15 protein-coding genes are annotated in these 17432 nt (G+C 56.3%); 9 read left to right on the forward strand and 6 right to left on the reverse strand.

What is annotated here, in order from left to right:
* Positions 1-26: 26 nt before the first annotated feature.
* From QPM17_RS11765 to QPM17_RS11780, 4 genes are all read left to right on the forward strand, one after another.
* A complete protein-coding gene (locus QPM17_RS11765; protein WP_285390938.1) occupies positions 27-1055 on the forward strand; it encodes a TRAP transporter substrate-binding protein in 1029 nt (342 codons plus the stop codon).
* Between the two features lie 108 nt (positions 1056-1163).
* A complete protein-coding gene (locus tag QPM17_RS11770; protein ID WP_285390939.1) occupies positions 1164-1757 on the forward strand; it encodes a TRAP transporter small permease in 594 nt (197 codons plus the stop codon).
* A gap of 35 nt (positions 1758-1792) precedes the next feature.
* Positions 1793-3076: a TRAP transporter large permease gene (locus QPM17_RS11775; RefSeq protein ID WP_285390940.1), complete on the forward strand. Its 1284-nt coding sequence runs from the start codon at positions 1793-1795 to the stop codon at positions 3074-3076.
* Between the two features lie 32 nt (positions 3077-3108).
* On the forward strand, positions 3109-3549 hold the full coding sequence (locus QPM17_RS11780) for a universal stress protein (protein ID WP_285390941.1): 441 nt from the start codon (positions 3109-3111) through the stop codon (positions 3547-3549).
* Between the two features lie 86 nt (positions 3550-3635).
* Here QPM17_RS11780 and QPM17_RS11785 read toward each other — a convergent pair whose 3' ends face one another.
* Positions 3636-5909, reverse strand: coding sequence for a sensor domain-containing diguanylate cyclase (locus QPM17_RS11785; protein ID WP_285390942.1), 2274 nt, complete (start codon positions 5907-5909; stop codon positions 3636-3638).
* A gap of 121 nt (positions 5910-6030) precedes the next feature.
* Here QPM17_RS11785 and QPM17_RS11790 point away from each other — a divergent pair, with 121 nt between their 5' ends.
* Positions 6031-6987, forward strand: a complete 957-nt coding sequence (locus QPM17_RS11790) for an HAD-IIA family hydrolase (RefSeq protein ID WP_285390943.1) — start codon at positions 6031-6033, stop codon at positions 6985-6987.
* Positions 6988-7001: 14 nt separating this feature from the next.
* On the opposite strand, the gene QPM17_RS11795 is transcribed toward QPM17_RS11790, so the two are convergent.
* The 3 genes from QPM17_RS11795 to QPM17_RS11805 form a co-directional block, all read right to left on the reverse strand.
* Positions 7002-8072: a TRAP transporter substrate-binding protein gene (locus tag QPM17_RS11795; protein ID WP_422732764.1), complete on the reverse strand. Its 1071-nt coding sequence runs from the start codon at positions 8070-8072 to the stop codon at positions 7002-7004.
* A gap of 122 nt (positions 8073-8194) precedes the next feature.
* Positions 8195-10678, reverse strand: a complete 2484-nt coding sequence (locus QPM17_RS11800) for a penicillin acylase family protein (protein ID WP_285390944.1) — start codon at positions 10676-10678, stop codon at positions 8195-8197.
* Between the two features lie 85 nt (positions 10679-10763).
* The gene (locus QPM17_RS11805) at positions 10764-12440 is read right to left on the reverse strand and encodes a methyl-accepting chemotaxis protein (RefSeq protein WP_285390945.1); all 1677 of its coding nucleotides are present in this window, start codon (positions 12438-12440) and stop codon (positions 10764-10766) included.
* 267 nt (positions 12441-12707) lie between these two features.
* Here QPM17_RS11805 and QPM17_RS11810 point away from each other — a divergent pair, with 267 nt between their 5' ends.
* Together QPM17_RS11810 and QPM17_RS11815 are read left to right on the forward strand one after the other, a co-directional pair.
* Complete coding sequence (locus QPM17_RS11810) at positions 12708-14087, forward strand: CHAD domain-containing protein (protein ID WP_285390946.1); 1380 nt, start codon at positions 12708-12710, stop codon at positions 14085-14087.
* Positions 14068-14421 (forward strand): thiol-disulfide oxidoreductase DCC family protein, encoded by a 354-nt coding sequence (locus QPM17_RS11815; protein WP_285390947.1) that lies wholly within the window; start codon positions 14068-14070, stop codon positions 14419-14421. Before QPM17_RS11810 ends, QPM17_RS11815 begins: the two co-directional genes overlap by 20 nt.
* Before the next feature lie 21 nt (positions 14422-14442).
* On the opposite strand, the gene rarD is transcribed toward QPM17_RS11815, so the two are convergent.
* Positions 14443-15333, reverse strand: a complete 891-nt coding sequence (gene rarD / locus QPM17_RS11820) for an EamA family transporter RarD (RefSeq protein ID WP_285390948.1) — start codon at positions 15331-15333, stop codon at positions 14443-14445.
* A gap of 104 nt (positions 15334-15437) precedes the next feature.
* On the opposite strand from rarD, the gene QPM17_RS11825 reads away from it, so the two are divergent.
* Both QPM17_RS11825 and QPM17_RS11830 read left to right on the forward strand, forming a co-directional pair.
* Positions 15438-15818, forward strand: a complete 381-nt coding sequence (locus QPM17_RS11825) for a rhodanese-like domain-containing protein (protein ID WP_285390949.1) — start codon at positions 15438-15440, stop codon at positions 15816-15818.
* A gap of 7 nt (positions 15819-15825) precedes the next feature.
* Complete coding sequence (locus QPM17_RS11830; protein WP_285390950.1) at positions 15826-16557, forward strand: sulfite exporter TauE/SafE family protein; 732 nt, start codon at positions 15826-15828, stop codon at positions 16555-16557.
* Positions 16558-16561: 4 nt separating this feature from the next.
* Here the strand turns inward: QPM17_RS11830 and QPM17_RS11835 are convergent, their stop codons facing one another.
* Entirely contained in the window at positions 16562-17242 is a 681-nt protein-coding gene (locus tag QPM17_RS11835) for a hypothetical protein (RefSeq protein WP_285390951.1), read from the reverse strand.
* Positions 17243-17432: the final 190 nt, after the last annotated feature.

Raw genomic sequence — 17432 nt, forward strand, 5'->3', positions numbered from 1 at the left:
GCAAAAAAATAAGCGGAGACAACGCGATGAGCACCATAAGCAAGTTCAAGAAACTGGCAGGATTTTCTGCGTTTGCATTTGCCGCGATGACAGCGGCAAATTCGGTAAATGCCGCCAACTGGCGCTATGCGCACGAAGAATACGAGGGTGATGTCCAGGACGTATTCGCTTACGACTTCAAGGAATACATCGAGGACAACTCCGACCATACCATACAGGTCTACCGGTTTGGTGAGCTTGGCGAATCCGACGACATCATGGAGCAGACCCAGGCTGGCATCCTCAACTTTGTGAACCAGTCGCCCGGTTTCACCGGCTCCCTGATTCCTGAGGCGCAGATTTTCTTCATTCCGTACCTGATGCCGACCGACATGGATACGGTGATTGAGTTTTTCCGCGAAAGCGAGGCCATCAACGAGGATTTCCCGGAGCTTTACGCTGAAGCCGGCCTTGAGTTGCTGAAGATGTATCCGGAAGGCGAAATGGTGGTTACCGTTGATGAGCCTGTTACCGAGCCGGAGGACTTCAACAACAAGAAAATCCGCGTAATGACCAACCCGCTGCTGTCGGCAACCTATGAGGCATTTGGTGCCACACCAACGCCGCTTCCCTGGGGTGAGGTCTATGGCGCACTGCAGACCAATATGATCCAGGGTCAGGAAAACCCGATTTTCTGGATTGAATCCGGCGGTCTTTACGAGGTATCTCCGAACCTGGTCTTTACCAAGCATGGCTGGTTCACCACCGCAATGATGGCCAACAAGAACTTCTATGATGGTCTGCCCGAAGAAGATCAGAAGCTGATCCAGGACGCAGCCGACTACGCGTTCGAGAAGATCATTGTGCACATTGACGGCCTCGCCGATCGGTCCCTTGAAAAGATCAAGGAAGCCAGCGACGAAGTGACCGTTACCCGCCTGAACGATGAACAGATCGAAGCCTTCAAGGCCCGTGCACCACAGGTCGAAGACAAGTTCATCGAGATGACCGGTGAAAGTGGCAAAGAACTGCTGAACCAGTTCAAGGAAGACCTCAAGGAAGTTGAGAACAACTGAACCTGAAGGAAGCATTCCCGCCGGCTCCGTCCGGCGGGAATCAGTTTTAACCCCGCCCCGCCGGGGACCTCCTACCGGCCGGGAGCGATATGTTCTGGAGCAGAACCCATGTCCGAGAACTCCCCGGATCTAGAAGACGACACCGGTACCTTTGAGTCCGGCCTGCCCGGATTTCTGGGGACCATCGATGTCTTCATCAGTAAAGTAGAAGCCGTCATGCTCGCTATGGGCGTAATTCTCATGGCAACCAACACCTGCGCCAATGTTATTGCCCGGTTTGTGTTTGGCGAAGGCATGTTCTGGTCAGGTGAGGTCAACCGGATACTGATTATCCTCGTTACCTTTGCCGGCATCGGCTATGCAGCCCGCCACGGCCGGCACATCCGGATGTCTGCCATCTACGATGCCATTCCCCCCAAGGGCCGGAAAGTACTCATGATCTTCATTGCCCTGCTGACATCTGTGATCATGTTTTTCCTCTGTTATCACTCGGTTGGCTATATCGAAACCCTGTATAGCCGCGGCAGGATTCTCCCCGCACTGGGGATCGAAATCTGGTGGATTTACATCTGGGCACCGGTCGGTTTTGCGATCACCGGCATTCAGTATTTCCTGACGGCCATCAAAAACATCACCAGTAAGGATGTGTACCTGTCCACCGGTGTGGTCGATGGCTACACGGATACAGAGTCCGAGGTCTGACCCCCCTGAAGTTGCACTAATAAAGGATAGAAACCATGGCAACTATTATGATGGTGATCATGATCGGGCTGCTTCTGCTGGGCTTCCCGATGATGGTTCCTTTAATCGCCGGTGCCGTTGTCGGCTTCGTAATGATGTTCGATGGCTTCGGGCAAATGAACACTTTTATTCAGCAGATGATGGCAGGTATTCGGCCGGCGTCGCTGATTGCGGTTCCGATGTTTATTCTCGCGGCGGATATCATGACCCGCGGTCAGTCCGCTGATCGGCTGATCAACATGGTGATGGCATTTATCGGCCATGTGAAAGGCGGCCTGGCAATCAGCACCGCGACTTCCTGTACTCTCTTCGGTGCGGTTTCCGGTTCTACCCAGGCCACTGTTGTGGCCGTAGGTTCGCCCCTTCGGCCAAAACTGCTCAAGGCAGGTTACTCCGACTCCTTCTCGCTCGCGCTGATTATCAATTCCAGTGATATTGCTTTCCTGATCCCCCCCAGTATCGGCTTCATTATTTATGGGGTTATCTCCGAGACATCCATTGCCGAGCTGTTCATTGCGGGCATTGGCCCGGGCCTGATGATTCTGTTCATGTTTTCGGTTTATTGCCTGATCTACGCTCGCTACAACAACCTGCCCACCGAGGAAAAATCCACATGGGGCCAGCGAGCCGTCGCCATGCGTGAGGCCTTGTGGCCGTTGTTCTTCCCGGTCATTATTGTCGGCGGTATCTATGGCGGCATTTTCAGCCCCACAGAGGCAGCGGCAGTCTGCGTGTTGTACGCCTTCCTCCTGGAGTTCGTGGTGTTCCGGTCACTCAAGTTGCCGGACATTTACCGGATCGCAAAGTCCACCGGCCTCATTACCGCAGTGGTGTTCATCCTGGTGGCCGTGGGTACCGGCTTCTCCTGGATTATTTCCTTTGCCCAGATCCCTCAGGCCATTCTTGACTCGGTCGGCATCAGTAATATGGGCCCGGTTGGCGTCATGATCACCATCTGTATTGCCTTTTTCATTGCCTGTATGTTTGTTGACCCGATTGTGGTAATTCTGGTGCTTACACCCATCTTCGCGCCGGCCATCGAAGCCACAGGCCTGGACCCGGTACTGGTAGGTGTGCTGATTACCCTGCAGGTGGCCATCGGCTCGGCAACACCGCCGTTTGGTTGTGACATTTTCACCGCCATAGCGATATTCAAGCGTCCCTATTGGGAAGTTATCCGCGGCACACCACCGTTTATCATTATGCTCATAACCGCTGCGGCGCTGCTCATCACCTTCCCGCAGATTGCTTTGTTCCTGCGTGACATGGCATTCCGCTGAGGGCTGTAGAGACCGATTTCAGGGAGAAAATCATGTTCAAGAGAATCCTGGTGGCTGTTGACGGTTCCAAGTCGTCCTTCAACGCCGTGGATAAGGCCATTGCGTTACAGAAGCTCACAGATGCGGAGATCTATCTGATCTGCGTTTACAAGCACCACAGCCTTTTTGAGGCATCGCTGTCGATCGGGCGCCCTGAAGGCATGGACATCCCTGACAAGGTTTTGTCTGATTACGCCAAGGAGATCGTCAACCACGCCAAAGAAAAGGCAAAAGAAAAGGGGGCTGTGAAGGTCCGGGGATTCGTGAAAGCCGGGCGCCCCTCCAGTGTGATCGTCAAATTTGCCCAGGATAAAGAAGTCGACCTGATCGTGGTCGGCACCCGCGGCACTCACAGCGACAAAGAAGGCGTGCTGCTGGGCAGCGTGTCGCACCGCGTCGCGTCCAAGGCAAAGTGCCCGGTACTTGTAGTCTGAGGAAGACCGTTTAAGAACGAACAATGACGGCTATCGTGGACTTTCTTAACCCCATTTCTCTGGGGTTATGTTCTGGTATAGGGCACCTAGGCAATCTCTACCCTGTCCCGGCCAGCCTCCTTGGCCCGGTATAGTGCCCGGTCAGCAAGCCCCAGCAGACTATCCGGGGATTCGCTGCACTCAGGCCAGCTTGCTACCCCTACCGAGATTGTAACGTGGTCGAGGTTAGCGGCGCCGTGTTCTACCGCCATTGATCGGATTGCCCGAGCAAGCTCTCTTGCCTTGTCGTAGGCGGCTTTGGCATTGGAGCCCGCCATAATGATGACAAACTCCTCACCACCAAAGCGACACACCACATCGCTGTCGCGGAAGTGCCTGGCCAGCATTCCCGCCACGGCCTTGAGGGCCGCGTCACCAGCCTCATGGCCGTGGGTATCATTGAACTGTTTGAAATGATCAATATCCACAATCAGCAACGACAGTGGCTGACCACTACGCAGAGCAACGGCCGACTCATGCTCAAGCAACTGATCGAAATAACGACGGTTTTTTAGGCCGGTAAGCGCATCTTCATAGGAGTATCTGTGCAATTCCTCCCGCAGGCTGATACTTGAAAGAGCAATACCGATTTTCTGGACACCCTGGTTCAACGCCTGAATCAGCCTGGCTGTGCCGTAATCCGGGCCATCACCTGCGAATTCTTCCGGCACTTCCACAAGCAGGAGTGCCACGGTCACCTGCCCTGCCGTTGCCGATTGGACATTGATCCACATACAAAGAGATCCATGCGGCTCCACCTGTCCCTCAGATCGGGGGTAGTGGAGTTCCGCGCCGGGGTGGGCCGGAAGCAGATTCTGTGGTGGCGGGCCCTCGGGAGTTTCAATTCGGGCGGGCGATTCAGGTTCTCCCCTATAGCCCCAGCGGGTCAGCAATGCATAAGCCTGACCGTCTTCAACCCGCTGGTAGAGGGATCCTCTCAGTGGGCTGCAGAGATCGGGGAGCCGTCGTGCCAGCACGGGGAAAGTCTGATTGAGGGTAATGCAGTCCTGTAGCTCGGAAATAATGTCATTGAGAACCCGGCTTTTCTCGTTCTCAAACGTCAGTAACCGGGCCCTGGCTTGCTCAAGGCGAACCAGGGACTCCGCCTTTTCAGTTCGCTCGGCAACTTGTTGTTCAAGCGACAGGTTCAACTGGTGCAGTGCCTGCTGGGTACGGGCATAGTGCCATAATGAAATCAGCACAACAGCCAGTGAAAAGATCAGCGTGCCCCAGCTGACCGGAACCCGCCACCAGGGTACAACTCCGTGAGCGACTGCCATATCCACCACCAGAAGGGTGCAGAAGACGCCGTATGCCGCAAGGATCACCCGCTGCTCAATTCTCAGATCCCTGAAGCGTCTTGCCACAACAACTGCAATGGTTGTCAATGAAACCAACAGGATCCCGTCAAACACCGGAAACGTTGATGACAGATCAACCACACCTGCCAGCGCCAACCCGATAGCCGCCACCGCATAGATCAGATGTATTTTCCAGACCAGATTGATGATCCTTGGCCGGCGATCACTGAACCATTGTTCCAGTAAGAGCGCCATAGCGACGGGCAGCAGATAGTAGGAACCTGCGGCAAGATAATCCCACACCAGCGGTGCGTTCCAGAGCAACTGACTGGCCTGGCTTTCAGCCACAAGCATTACAGCCGATGACAACGAGAAGAGCGCAATACTGCCAAAACTCTTCTTCTCGGTCTGCAACAGGGCAAAGATCATCGCAAGAAGGGCAATCAGGGCTGAGAAGCCCGCAATAACCAAAGCTTTGAGGGAGTTCTCCAGGATAAAGAGGGTAAGGTCCGGCCGGTCCATGATGGAGACCTCTCCCCAGAGGCCTATATCGGTGTAATCGGAGAATATTCGGAAATAGGCTCGCTTGCCCTCAAACCCCTCTGGCAAAGGAACCGCATGCCAGGGCCAGCCTTCAAATCGCCCCCTGCCCTGGTCGTCAAACGAGCCGTATTGGTAGACCTTCTCACCGTCAAGCCAGACCTGGACAATCAGATCAACACTGAAGATATAGAGCACCGGTTCCTGCCATTCACCCTCGGGCAGGGTGACGCGGTACCACACGTGCTCCCGGCCGTTGCGGTCAGGTGGATTGGATGGAAAATCAATAGCGTGCCACTGCCCGGAGTCCTGCCCGAGAACCCATTCCGGAACGCCTTCTTCAGTGAATGGAGAATCGCCCCAGCGATATTCCCATCCCTCATCCAGATCAACTGCAGCATAAGCCGTCTGTGGAAGCAGAAAGCTGAAGGCAATCAATAGCATCAGCCCTACGGCGTTTGAGGGATACAGCATCTGCATACAGTCAGGTTGCCTGTCGCTAAAAAGTACATCAATATAATTATATACCAGCTATGCCGCCAGGCCCGCGCAATAAATCCTGGCGCTAAAGGTAGGCACAGCGGTATGCTAGGCTAGCTCCATGACCGATACCCACCCTACTTCCTTTAAAGGCACCACACCCACCCCGGCCTGGGCCTTCCGCCAATATGAGCAGATCCGTCGCTGGCTGCCGGATGGCCTGCCAGCAGCGCAGCAACCTCGTCCGCAAGTTCTGGAAAATCTCGCCCCGCTAACCGATCAATTCCAGGTGTTTGTGTTTGACGCCTTTGGCGTGCTTAACGCCGGCCCGAGGGCTTTTGTCACCGCCGTTGAACGGTTCCGGGAATTGCAGAGACTGGGCCGAGAGGTTCTGATTCTCTCCAACGCCGCCACCGCCAGCCACCCCAGGCTGGTGGAAAAATACCTGCGGATGGGGTTCGAGATTACACCGGACCAGCTGATCTCCAGCCGTTGGCTACTGGAGCAGTCCCTCGCCAACCCGGCCCGGCAAGGCACCTGGGGCGTGATTGCTCCAGAGAAGTCAGAGCCGGCCACGTTGCCGGTGGACTGGCACCCGGTCCGGCCACCGGTAACCAGCAGACAGAAACGGGAGCTGAAAGGCTACGATGGGCTCATCATGCTGAGCAGCGAAGACTGGAACGAAGAGATGCAGGCGGCTCTTGAGGCCAGCCTGCGTGAAAAGCCGAGACCACTGGAAATAGCCAACCCTGATCTGGTCGCACCCCGCGGTGACTGTCTCACTCTTGAGCCGGGTTTCTTTGCCCACCAGGCAAGGGAAGCGAGTGGTGTAATCCCGGGTTTTTACGGAAAGCCCTACGCACCGGCTTTCCGGGCAGTGTTGCAGAGGTTTGCGGGGGTACCGCCGGAGAGAATGCTCATGGTGGGAGACACCCTGCACACGGATATCCTCGGGGGGCAAAACGCCGGTATGAAAACCCTGCTGATAACAGCCGCGGGGTCGCTGCAGGGTCTGGATATACCGGCATGCATTGCCCAGTCCGGCATTGCACCGGACTTTATCGCCCCGGAGATCTGACCCCGGGGCCCGTTTCAGTCCCCCGAAACGCTGTTCAGATAGGCCTTGTCGGAAATATTGGTCCACTGGCGTACCTGCTTCAGGTACTCCTGCTGGGAGTTGATGATTTCCCTTGCCAGCTCGTCCTTCTGTGCCTCTTCCGCCAGCAATTTTTCTGTGGCTTCGCGCAATGCTTCAATAACTTCCGGCGGGAACGTCTTGTGGGTCACGTCGGGATAGTCTTCTTTCATGCGGTCCCAGGCCACGCCACTTTCATGGGTGCTCTTGATATACATGTCGTAGGCAGCGGTGCGCATGGCGACCCGCAGGATTTCCTGCAGTTCAGGAGAGAGCTTGTTCCAGGTTTTGTCGTTAATCAGGAACTGCACTTCCGCGCCCGGCTCCTGCCAACCCGAGTAGTAGTATTTTGCGATCTGGTGGAACCCCATCTGGAAATCGAGTGCCGGGCCAACCCATTCAAGAGCGTCGATCGTGCCCCTCTCCAGCGCACTGTAAAGTTCGCCAGGGGGTATATTGGTCACAGCCACGCCCAGCTCGGACATGACTTCGCCGGCAAAGCCGGGGGTACGCATTTTCAGGCCATCAAGGTCTTCCACGGATTCGATTTCCTCGCGGAACCATCCCCCCATCTGATTGCCGGTATTACCGCCCGGAAACGACAGCAAACCATGAGGCTGGTAGACCTTTTCCATCAGCTCCATACCGCCGCCGTAGTAAAACCAGGCGTATTGCTCCGGCGCAATCATCCCGAAGGGTACCGTGGTGAAGTACATGGCGTTGGGAATCGTGCCCTTGTAGTAATAGGACGCGGTATGCCCCATATCGTACTGACCCGCCTTCACCATATCGAAGATGCCAAACGGTGCCTTATGCTTGTTGGAAGAATCTATCCGGAACTGCAGGCGGCCACCGGACATTTTCTCCGCCATGTCAGCCATGTGCCGGGTGGTTTCGCCCAGAATCGGCGAGTTGGGCCCCCAGGTTTCAGCCAGGCGAATGGTGTGGGTTTCTTCTGCCATCGGCGTGGTACTGACCAGGGAGAGCATCAGCGCAAACGCCACAAAGAACGGTTTGCGGATAGTCATCGTTGGCATCTTGTTACCTCTTATCGGTTGTTTTCTGGTAATCCCGACAATAGTAGCGTGCCAGATACCGCTTAGCCAATGCGGCGGCCGCTCATCCCCTGCGACCGCTACATTGAATGCGACTAACGCGCCGGTTCCACCAGGCGATACTCTACGAGTGCCGGGTCACTCTCGATAGCTTCCTGAGTGTAAGGAAAGCGTATCCACTGTTTCCCGGAGTAGGCCTCCGTCATATCCCGGTAGTACGGCGATGCCGGATCGGTTGACTGGGAGTAGGTCACGAACCCTTCAGCAACCGGCTGACCTTCGTCATTCCAGGTCACGGTCTGGATATAGCTGTTGCCGTATTTTACGTCGTATCGACCATCGCTGATATCGTGCGGCCGCGAACTGGCGATGGTAAACGCTCCTTCGAATCCCTCACCGCCAAACAACGGAATTACCGTGTCGTGAATGCCGGAAATCTGGAGATCACCCATAGCGGCCCCCATCGCCATCGGCGAGTCCTGAATGGTTTTCACCCCATCGGCGAACGCCGCCTGGACCAGGGGGCTGAGGACATTGAGGGTGGCCGGGGTGTTGACCGGGTCAGATGGGTCAAAGGGGGTTAACCACTTTTCCGGGGATTCCACCGGCAATGGATCGATATGGCGCCAGAACTCACGCCAGATATGACCGCCCACGGAACCAAGGTTGTGGGTACCATCCCAGCTCCGCAGGATCGAACAGGCCTCGGAGATATCAACCGACTGACCATCGCTTGCCACCGCGACACCGAGCGGGCAATAGGCGTTCAGCACGTCATCACGCGCCAGCTGCTCAGACTGAAGCGAACTGTCGAGGACAATGCCCTGCAGATTGGCCAGGTCGAAGCCGGTACTGCCCGGCTTGCCATCAGAACCATCCAGGCGCTGTATGACCTGCTGCATACATTTACGGGTACGCAGGCTTCGCGGTGTTTCCTCATCACCGATAATGGCGGCGAATCCGGTGAGTGGTTCAGCGGGGTTGGTCACCCAGTAACTGTCATTACAGTTATGCACCCAGTCATCCCGTTGCAGGGACGGCAGATTGGCGCGGCCAAAAATGCCTTCCGCAGGCGCATCCGCATCCGTATCCCACTGGCAATCGGCACGTGCCCCATCCATCAACGGCAGGCCCGGGGCTAGTAGATCAAATACCGGAGATAACGCCGTGGCACAGGCCTGCGCCTTTTCATCCGGCACATTGGGCACCACCGTCAGGTCACCGTAATAGGCCGGTTTTCCCGGTCCGGTTGCCACCGTATTTACCCAGGGCACACCGAGTACACTGCCATGCAACTCCACAAACTCGTCGAAACTGTCAGCCTGGTTCCAGCGAAAAAACTGGTTCAGCAACCGGTCATTCTCGGCATTGGCATCACGCAGGGTGTAAGCCTTGGCGTTTGACCAGTTCAGGATGGGAACACCTGCTGCCTCAAAGGTCAGCATGGGGCCGTACCGGGAATCGTAGAGTGTGCGGGTAACATCACTCACGTTCCCGTTTTCGTCCATTGCCTGCACGGTAATCTCGGTGGCTTCCATATCCACAAACTCACCCTCGTAAAGATATTGGGTGGGATCGGCGGGGTTCAGGGTCAGCTCGTAAAAGCTGAAGCGGAAAGCCGTGGAAACCGTGTGGCTCCAGGCAAACTGATCATTGAAGCCAATCAGTACCGCCGGGAGGCCGTAGAGTGCTGCCCCCATAATCTCCGCCTGGTCACCGACCTTGAGATGGGCCAGGTAAAGGCGTTCGGTTTTCTCCCACGGGAAATGAGGGTTGCCAAACAGGATGGACTCACCGGTTCGGCTGGCCCCGGCGGACAGTCCATACATATTGCTGCCAATGGGCAACTCATCTGCAAACGGGAATGGCAGGTCTCCACCACCCTCAATGCCCACTTCGGCCAGGGCATCCAGAACCTGGTCCGCGGACAGTTCCGGCACGTCTGTTTCTGGCGGCTGAGCCGTGGCCACACCATCAACAAAGACTGATGAGGATGCCAGTACCGCAAGGCGGAGATAACGACGATACATGTCGTCCTCCTCCATTGGCATCAGCCAGGGCTCGTCACGGCAGGCCTCGTGCCGACCCGGGTGTTGCCCGTCGCGCAGCTCCCGCAGGTAGCGGTTAAACCCGGCAACGTATCCACGGGATGCTCCGCCGACCTCAGGATCACTGCCGGTTTTAAGGGGCTGAATGGCTCCGTCCGTTGCGGTTGCCCGCCAGAAAAAATCGGCGTTTAGGTTGGTTGTCGTCGCACCGTTGGACGGGATCTGATAGGTACCTTCACTCCCGAGGAAACGGGCGCGCAGGCCCCGAACGGTCAGGGTATCTTCGGCCAGCAGGCAGAGATTGTCTTCTGCCTGTGCGTAACCATAGGCGTACCCCATGCTGGCGAAGTCATCCGCTTCGATGTGGGGGATACCGAACGCTGTACGTTTGAGGGTTGCTTTGAAAACTTTTTGCCCGGCACCAACAAGAGGTGCCGGAGCCTCGGAGTCATCGCCATTGCCGCCACCGAGGCAGCCGGAAAGGAGGATTGCCGTCAGTGCAATCCCGCCCAGTCTGATTTTATGGGTCATTGTCTCATCCGTCGTTGTTATTGTCGGTCACAAAGCTGATGCTCTGTCACCATCGCACGGACGACGGAGAGAAAGGGTTCCAAATTTATACCTTGAACTGGCCCACCAGAGACCGCAGGCTTTCACCGAGACGCGCCAATTCCTGGCTGGCTTCGTTGGTCTGGGTGACGCCGGTATCGCTGCGCTGTGCCGCATCGACGATGCGCACCACGTTCTGGTTGATCTCCTCTGCCACCTGGCTTTGCTGCTCTGCGGCGGTGGCAATCTGGGTAACCTGGTCGTGGATATGGCCCACCGACTTCTCAATGGTACGCAGGGCATCGTTGGCGTGATTGATGCGTTCAACGGTCTCGCTGGATCGCGTACGGGAGGCATCCATCCGCTCTACAGCTGCGCGGGACTCGGTTACGAAGCCATCGATCATACCGCGAATCTGGTCAGCGGACTCGGCACTTCGCTTCGCCAGTTGGCGCACTTCGTCCGCCACTACCGAGAAGCCACGCCCGTGCTCACCCGCGCGGGCGGCTTCAATGGCCGCGTTCAGGGCCAGCAGGTTGGTCTGGTCCGTCACCGCGTGAATCACGTCCAGAACCTGGGTGATCTCATCGGTTTTCTCGGCCAGGTTACTGATGCGGGTGGAACTTGCTTCGATTTCATCGGACAACTGGTTCACGGAAGACTGAGCATTGGCAATGGTCTCACCGCCGTCCCGGGCCAGCTTGTCGGCATCGGAGGCGGCGCTCTCTACCGAGTTGGCGTTGCCGGAAATCTGCTGGATGGTAGCCGCCATTTCGTTGATGGCGGAGGCGATCTGGTCGGTCTCCGAGCCCTGCTCCTGGACCGAGGCCCGGGTTTCGTTGGCAACACGACTCAGCTCTTCAGCGGCAGAGGCAACCTGATCGGTGGTAGCTCCCACTTCACGGATGGTTTCCTGGATTTTCACCACGAAGGCGTTGAAGCGACGGCCCAGCTCTGCCAGTTCGTCATTGCCCTCTGCCGGCAGGCGGTGGCGAAGATCGCCCTCACCTTCGGCAATGTCTTTCATCATGGCAATAACGCTGTTCAGCGGATTGGTGACGGTGCGTCCGACGAACATGCCGATAAGCAGAGCGATTATCACCACGACCACTGTTACCAACCCAATAAAGCCCAGTGCTTCCGCAATCTCCTCGTCAATCTCAGCATGCGCTGCAGACACTACCCGCTCAACATCGGTAACATACACCCCGGTGCCAATCATCCAGTTCCAATCCGGAATAATGGTCGAGTAAGACACCTTCGGTTCTACCTCACCGGATTCAGGGTTCGGCCAGTCATATCCGAAAAACCCTTCATTTTTGGCCGCATCAAATAGCGACCGCACCAGCTTCTGCACATCCGGATTGGTAGTAGGCCCTTCCCGGGATGGGTCCGGTGCATAAGCCAGATTTTCCAGGTCACGGGCATAGGCGAACACGTAGTTGCCACCTTCAAAGCTAATGGAACGCAAGCGGCTTCTGGCAGCTTCGCGGGCCTCCGCATCCGACAGATCGGGATCATTCTTGGCTTCGAGAACCACAGAGCGGGCTGCATCAACCAGGTTCTTCAAACCTTCCTTTCGGGCCTCAAGCAAGCTTGCTTCCAGGCGTTCCAGCTCAGCCTCACCGCCACTTTTTATCTGAGCGACTGTGGTCCAGGCAAGGGCTACCGCCGTAATAAGTACTGGGATAAGCACGCCCAGCAGAAGACGGGAACGAATGCGCAGCCGGCTCAGTAATGTCATTGGTTTTGTACTCCATGAAATATTGGATAATGGGCGCAATTATCCACAAAGGCGCGCCAGGGTGTGTTCCAGTTTGTAAAACGCATGCATGCAGGCAGACTGCATCCTGGTGGTGCGCATACCTCAACCAGTTAATCTGCCAGCATTTATTGTTTACAGTGTTATCGGCCAGAAGGTCAGGAGCTTGAGCCCACTTAAGACTAAATGGGTAGCCCCTGCCTTGCTGAAACATCAACCCAGACGCCCAAAGGTTTTTTAGAGCAACAGATGAAATACCTCTATCTGATTCGACATGCCAAATCCAGCTGGGCCGACGACAGCCTTCGTGATGATCAGCGCCCCCTTAATAGCCGCGGGACCAGGCAGCTCGGCGCCATGGGCAGAGCGATCCGGGCCGCGGGCGTCCTGAATGGCCCGATATTCTGCAGTAATGCGACCCGGGCCCGGCAAACCCTCGACGGGCTGATACCTGAAGACCTGCGCCAGAACACCCATATTGTCCCGGAGCTCTACACCTTTAACTACAAGACTCTGATTAACTGGTTGCGCAACAGACAGGACGAAGACAGCATTACCCTGATTGGTCACAACCCCGCCCTGGAAGAGCTGGCGAGTTATCTGTTGCAGCAGGCGCCGGATAGCTTCCCCACCTGCGCTTTCATGCAGATCGCGCTGCCAGTAAAACACTGGCATAAGCTGGCACGGAACAAGGGCCGGCTGGAACAGTTCCTCACGCCCAAGGATGTCAGCTACGAGCAATTCAACCGTAAGCGCAAGAAGATGCCAGGCGGCAACGACACCCCCCTTGCCCGGCACATCCCTGAAACATTGCAACACCAATACCTGCGAATGCGGGATCTGGAAACGGGCGTAATCCGAGGCTTTGATAGCGAGTTCCTGCACCAGTATCGCATTGCCATCAGGCGCAGCCGCGCCATCGCCGAATCCGTAAGCGAGATCAGCGGGGATTCCAACCTGCGCAAGGCCACCAGGGCATTGAAGAGGCATGCCCAGGCAACCAGCCAGCTCAGAGACCTCCACGTACTGTTGGCAGACCTGGAACGATGGCAACTGGAGGAAGGTACAGAGTCGGCACTAATCAGCTCCGGAGCGAGAAGCTATTTTGCCAATCTGGCAGATCTTGAGCACCAGGCACTCGCCAAGCGCCTGTGCAGCAGGAAATACCAAAAAGACATGGATGAGTGGTTCCAGCTCATCACCTCCCACCACTTTGAGAAAACAGGCCGGAAACTGACAACCGGAGACATCCGGAAAGCATTGGACAAGCGTATAAAACAGCATAACGCGCAAGCGCGGCAACTGAGCACGCAGTCCCCGGACGATGACTACCATAGCCTGCGAAAGTTGCTGAAACGCATACGCTACCTGGCTGAACTGGACAAACCGGCGTTCCGGGCAATGCTCAGGCAGTTGAAACAACGCCAGCAGCGATTCGGAGACTTTCAGGATCTGCACGTACAGATAGAAATGCTGACAACCTTCCGTGACGGTATTGCCACCGAACCCGATATGTTTGAGCCCGTGGCGGGGCTGAATGACCTGATTGCAGGCCTGGCCTCGGAAAAGGCGGGCGTACGGAATGACATCCTGACTCTTGGAGGTATTGATGGACACCCTGTTCTATGACGGACGATGCCCTTTGTGTGCAAAGGAAATCAGTACCCTGAGAAAACTGCAGCGCGGTGAGCTGGTTTTTGCCGACATCCACAGACAACAGAACCGCAAGGGTATGCTGCCAACCCGGGAAGCGCTGCTGCGCCGGCTTCATCTACTGACTGGCGAAGGAGAGTGGGTGGTTGGCCTGCCTGCCAATGTCCGCGCCTGGTCACATACCCGTGTCGGATTCTTTTTCAGGCCACTGTTATGGCCGGTCATTTACCCCTTGGCAGCTCGCATCTATGAGAACTGGGCAGACAGGCGCTATGAGAAAAAATATGCCTGCGAGACGTGCCAGGTGTAGCAAGAAACATTGGAAGCGGAGTTACGCATAGCGCGCCCGCCCCATCCAGGCTGACCAGGAGTACAGCCCCAGGGCGACCCATATCATCACGAAGCTCAACAGCTTTTCCCCGCTCATCGGCTCATCAAACACAAACAGGGCAATAAAGAACTGCAGCGTAGGGTTGATGTACATCAGAAAGCCAACGGTGGCCAGGCGTAAGCGTCGTGCGGCACCGGCGAAGAACAGTAATGGGACAGCAGTGACGATACCGCTGGAGATCAGCAGCCAGGTGATGATTGTACTGTCGCTGAAATGGGACTGGTCGGCTGCCCCCAGCCATCCGAGAGCCAGCAGGCCTACCGGGAGCAACAACAGTGTTTCCACGAACAGGCCGGACAACCCATCCAGTTCCACCTGTTTGCGTAGCAGGCCATAGGTACCGAAACTGAAAGCCAGCACCAGGGTTATCCAGGGCACCAGGCCCAGCAGGAAAAACTGGTACAGAATCGCGATGGCTGCCAGTGCTACGGCCACAACCTGTAACCGTGAGATGGTTTCCCGCAAAACCAGCATGCCCAGCCCCACGTTCACCAGCGGCGTGAGAAAATAACCCAGGCTGGCCTGGAGCACGTGGCGGGTCTCCACCGCATAAATGTAGACTCCCCAGTTCAGGGCAATAAAGACCGCACACCCAAACACGAAGCCGAGTTTTCTCGGGCGCGCCAATGCGCCTATTATCGGCTGCCAGCGTTTGAGAGCCGTCACCACAATGGCCAGAAAAATGCAGGACCAGACAACCCGGTGAATCAGTACCTCGTAGGAGGGCACCCCTGCGAACAGGGCAAAGTACAGTGGGAAACAGCCCCATATGGTATAGGCGGAAAGGCCATATATAACGCCTTTTGTGGCTTCGGGGGTTGCGGTTTTCATAGCTTCCTCATTGTCCGGTGCGTCAATTTAGCACACTGCTGGTGACGCCTGCCCGACAAATACCTTACCCTCGATGCATCACTTCACCGCTTTGGAGAACGACCATGAAAACAGCCCACGATCTTGTTGCACAGGCCAAACAGGAAATTCACGAAGTCCCTGTGGACCAGGCGGACGATGCCATCAGAAAAGCCGATCTGCTTCTGGATGTGCGAGATGCAGACGAATATCGCGCCAGCCATATTCCCGGAGCCGTGAATATTTCACGAGGCATGCTGGAGTTCAAATTCACCAACGATCCGGCACTGGAAAACCGTGATCTGAAGATTGTGTGTTATTGCAAAACTTCTGGCCGCGCGGCGCTCAGCGCGAAAGCTCTTAAAGAGATGGGCTACCTGCATGTGACATCAATTGCGGGCGGATTTGATGCGTGGCAGGAGGCGGGCAAGGATGTGGTGCAACCGGATCTGCCATCTTTCGACTAGCCTTAGCGTGACTGATCTTACCCTGCTGCAGATTATCCTCGCCAACCTTGCCCTGCTGGCAGGCGCCTGCCTGCAAGGCGTGGCCGGCTATGGTATCGGCACGCTTGCAGCACCGCTACTCTTCCTGATCAGCCCCATACTGGTGCCGGCTCCGCTGATACTCAACGCAGTGATACTGACGATACTGATGGTGGTGAGAAACCGCGGGGCACTGCAGATTCGGGAGGTGCGTTTCGCCATCGGCGGTGGGGTTGCCGGGACGTTGCTGGCAGGGGGGACACTGGTGCTCATATCACCCAAAGGATTCGAGCTGGTATTCGGAATTCTCATCCTGATCGGCGTGCTTCTGAGCGTCGCCGGTTTAAGACCTACACTGAACGCCCGCAACAGCGTCCTGGCGGGCGCAGCCTCCACGTACATGGGCACTATTACTGCAGTGGGCGGCCCGCCGATTGCACTGATTTACCAGAACCAGAAAGGCCCGCTGGTGCGGGCCAACATGTCTGCGTTTTTTCTGGTGGCAAGTTTTTTCAGTATCGCCGCCCTGGTGGCCTCCGGTTACCTTGGACAGCGGGAACTGCAGCTGTTTGCCGTCACCTTCCCCGGTGTGCTCATCGGTTTCTGGCTGTCGGGAAAGCTGGTTAACCGCATGCCCTTCGATGGACTGAAGCCCATCATTCTTGGCATTGCTGCTGTCGCTGGAGCTGCCGCGCTGATTCGCGGCCTGATGTCACTGTAATTCCTTATTCAGCCCACAGACGTGCCCGGAAGCGACTCTGTTTCCATAGTACGGCGATCCAGATTGCATGCAGGTTGATCAGCAACGCCAGCACCCATTCGAAGGCATCGTCTATCTGGCTGTAGATCTCCGGCACCACGGCCGTCAGGATCACCGACAGTATGCCCACTGCCAGCGCCAGTTCGCATAGCCATAGCAGATTCCTGCCACTTCGGTGCCAACGAGGGAGGCCCCTCAGAGCCGAGCTGATCAACAACTGCGCGATGTAGGTGAGCGAGAAGTAAAGCACCACTCCAGTGCGGCGAATGATGTTGAAGCCGTCCCCCTCGTGGCCCAGCGCCAGGGTGTAGGCCGCAAGTGATGCGCAGGCGACAAACCCCAGCCAGGGGATCCAGGGACGACCCCGGGTTGCAGCGCCCAGTTGCAGCAACCAGCGGCCATTCAGGTACCAGAACAGAATACCGAGAAGCGCCGCCGGCAGCATGGTGCCCTTGAAAATAAAGTAGCTGGTACCGTAGCGACCGGTTCGACTGATGCTGGTGCAGCTGTCCCAGTAGGGAATGCACCAGGAAATGTGTCCTTCCAGAATCGACACGGCAAAGGTGGTATGAATGGTTATCAGCGGCGTCAATGCCGCTGCCATGGCCAGCCACCACAGTGGTATACCATTCTTCATGTTGGTCATAGCCTTGTCCCCAATACCCTGGCGCACACGCGCAAGCGGCACGACTATCGGTTTCTGCTACTCTTCGATGATACACACCCGTTTTCGTTACAGCATTTGACAATGTTTTAGAAAGAGGACGATACATTGAAGCCACTTTCACATCATACTTTAGTCTAGGCCCCTGTAACCTGACCCCCTGTGTGATACG

The sequence above is a fragment of the Marinobacter azerbaijanicus genome (genome assembly GCF_030250645.1).
Lineage (GTDB): Bacteria > Pseudomonadota > Gammaproteobacteria > Pseudomonadales > Oleiphilaceae > Marinobacter > Marinobacter azerbaijanicus.

Excerpts from the sequence above, each read along its gene's own strand:
- QPM17_RS11765 (WP_285390938.1), top strand. The coding sequence starts at position 27 with ATGAGCACCATAAGCAAGTTCAAGAAACTGGCAGGATTTTCTGCGTTT.
- QPM17_RS11770 (WP_285390939.1), top strand. The coding sequence starts at position 1,164 with ATGTCCGAGAACTCCCCGGATCTAGAAGACGACACCGGTACCTTTGAG.
- QPM17_RS11775 (WP_285390940.1), top strand. The coding sequence starts at position 1,793 with ATGGCAACTATTATGATGGTGATCATGATCGGGCTGCTTCTGCTGGGC.
- QPM17_RS11780 (WP_285390941.1), top strand. The coding sequence starts at position 3,109 with ATGTTCAAGAGAATCCTGGTGGCTGTTGACGGTTCCAAGTCGTCCTTC.
- QPM17_RS11785 (WP_285390942.1), bottom strand. The coding sequence starts at position 5,909 with ATGCAGATGCTGTATCCCTCAAACGCCGTAGGGCTGATGCTATTGATT.
- QPM17_RS11790 (WP_285390943.1), top strand. The coding sequence starts at position 6,031 with ATGACCGATACCCACCCTACTTCCTTTAAAGGCACCACACCCACCCCG.
- QPM17_RS11795 (WP_422732764.1), bottom strand. The coding sequence starts at position 8,072 with ATGACTATCCGCAAACCGTTCTTTGTGGCGTTTGCGCTGATGCTCTCC.
- QPM17_RS11800 (WP_285390944.1), bottom strand. The coding sequence starts at position 10,678 with ATGACCCATAAAATCAGACTGGGCGGGATTGCACTGACGGCAATCCTC.
- QPM17_RS11805 (WP_285390945.1), bottom strand. The coding sequence starts at position 12,440 with ATGACATTACTGAGCCGGCTGCGCATTCGTTCCCGTCTTCTGCTGGGC.
- QPM17_RS11810 (WP_285390946.1), top strand. The coding sequence starts at position 12,708 with ATGAAATACCTCTATCTGATTCGACATGCCAAATCCAGCTGGGCCGAC.
- QPM17_RS11815 (WP_285390947.1), top strand. The coding sequence starts at position 14,068 with ATGGACACCCTGTTCTATGACGGACGATGCCCTTTGTGTGCAAAGGAA.
- rarD (WP_285390948.1), bottom strand. The coding sequence starts at position 15,333 with ATGAAAACCGCAACCCCCGAAGCCACAAAAGGCGTTATATATGGCCTT.
- QPM17_RS11825 (WP_285390949.1), top strand. The coding sequence starts at position 15,438 with ATGAAAACAGCCCACGATCTTGTTGCACAGGCCAAACAGGAAATTCAC.
- QPM17_RS11835 (WP_285390951.1), bottom strand. The coding sequence starts at position 17,242 with ATGACCAACATGAAGAATGGTATACCACTGTGGTGGCTGGCCATGGCA.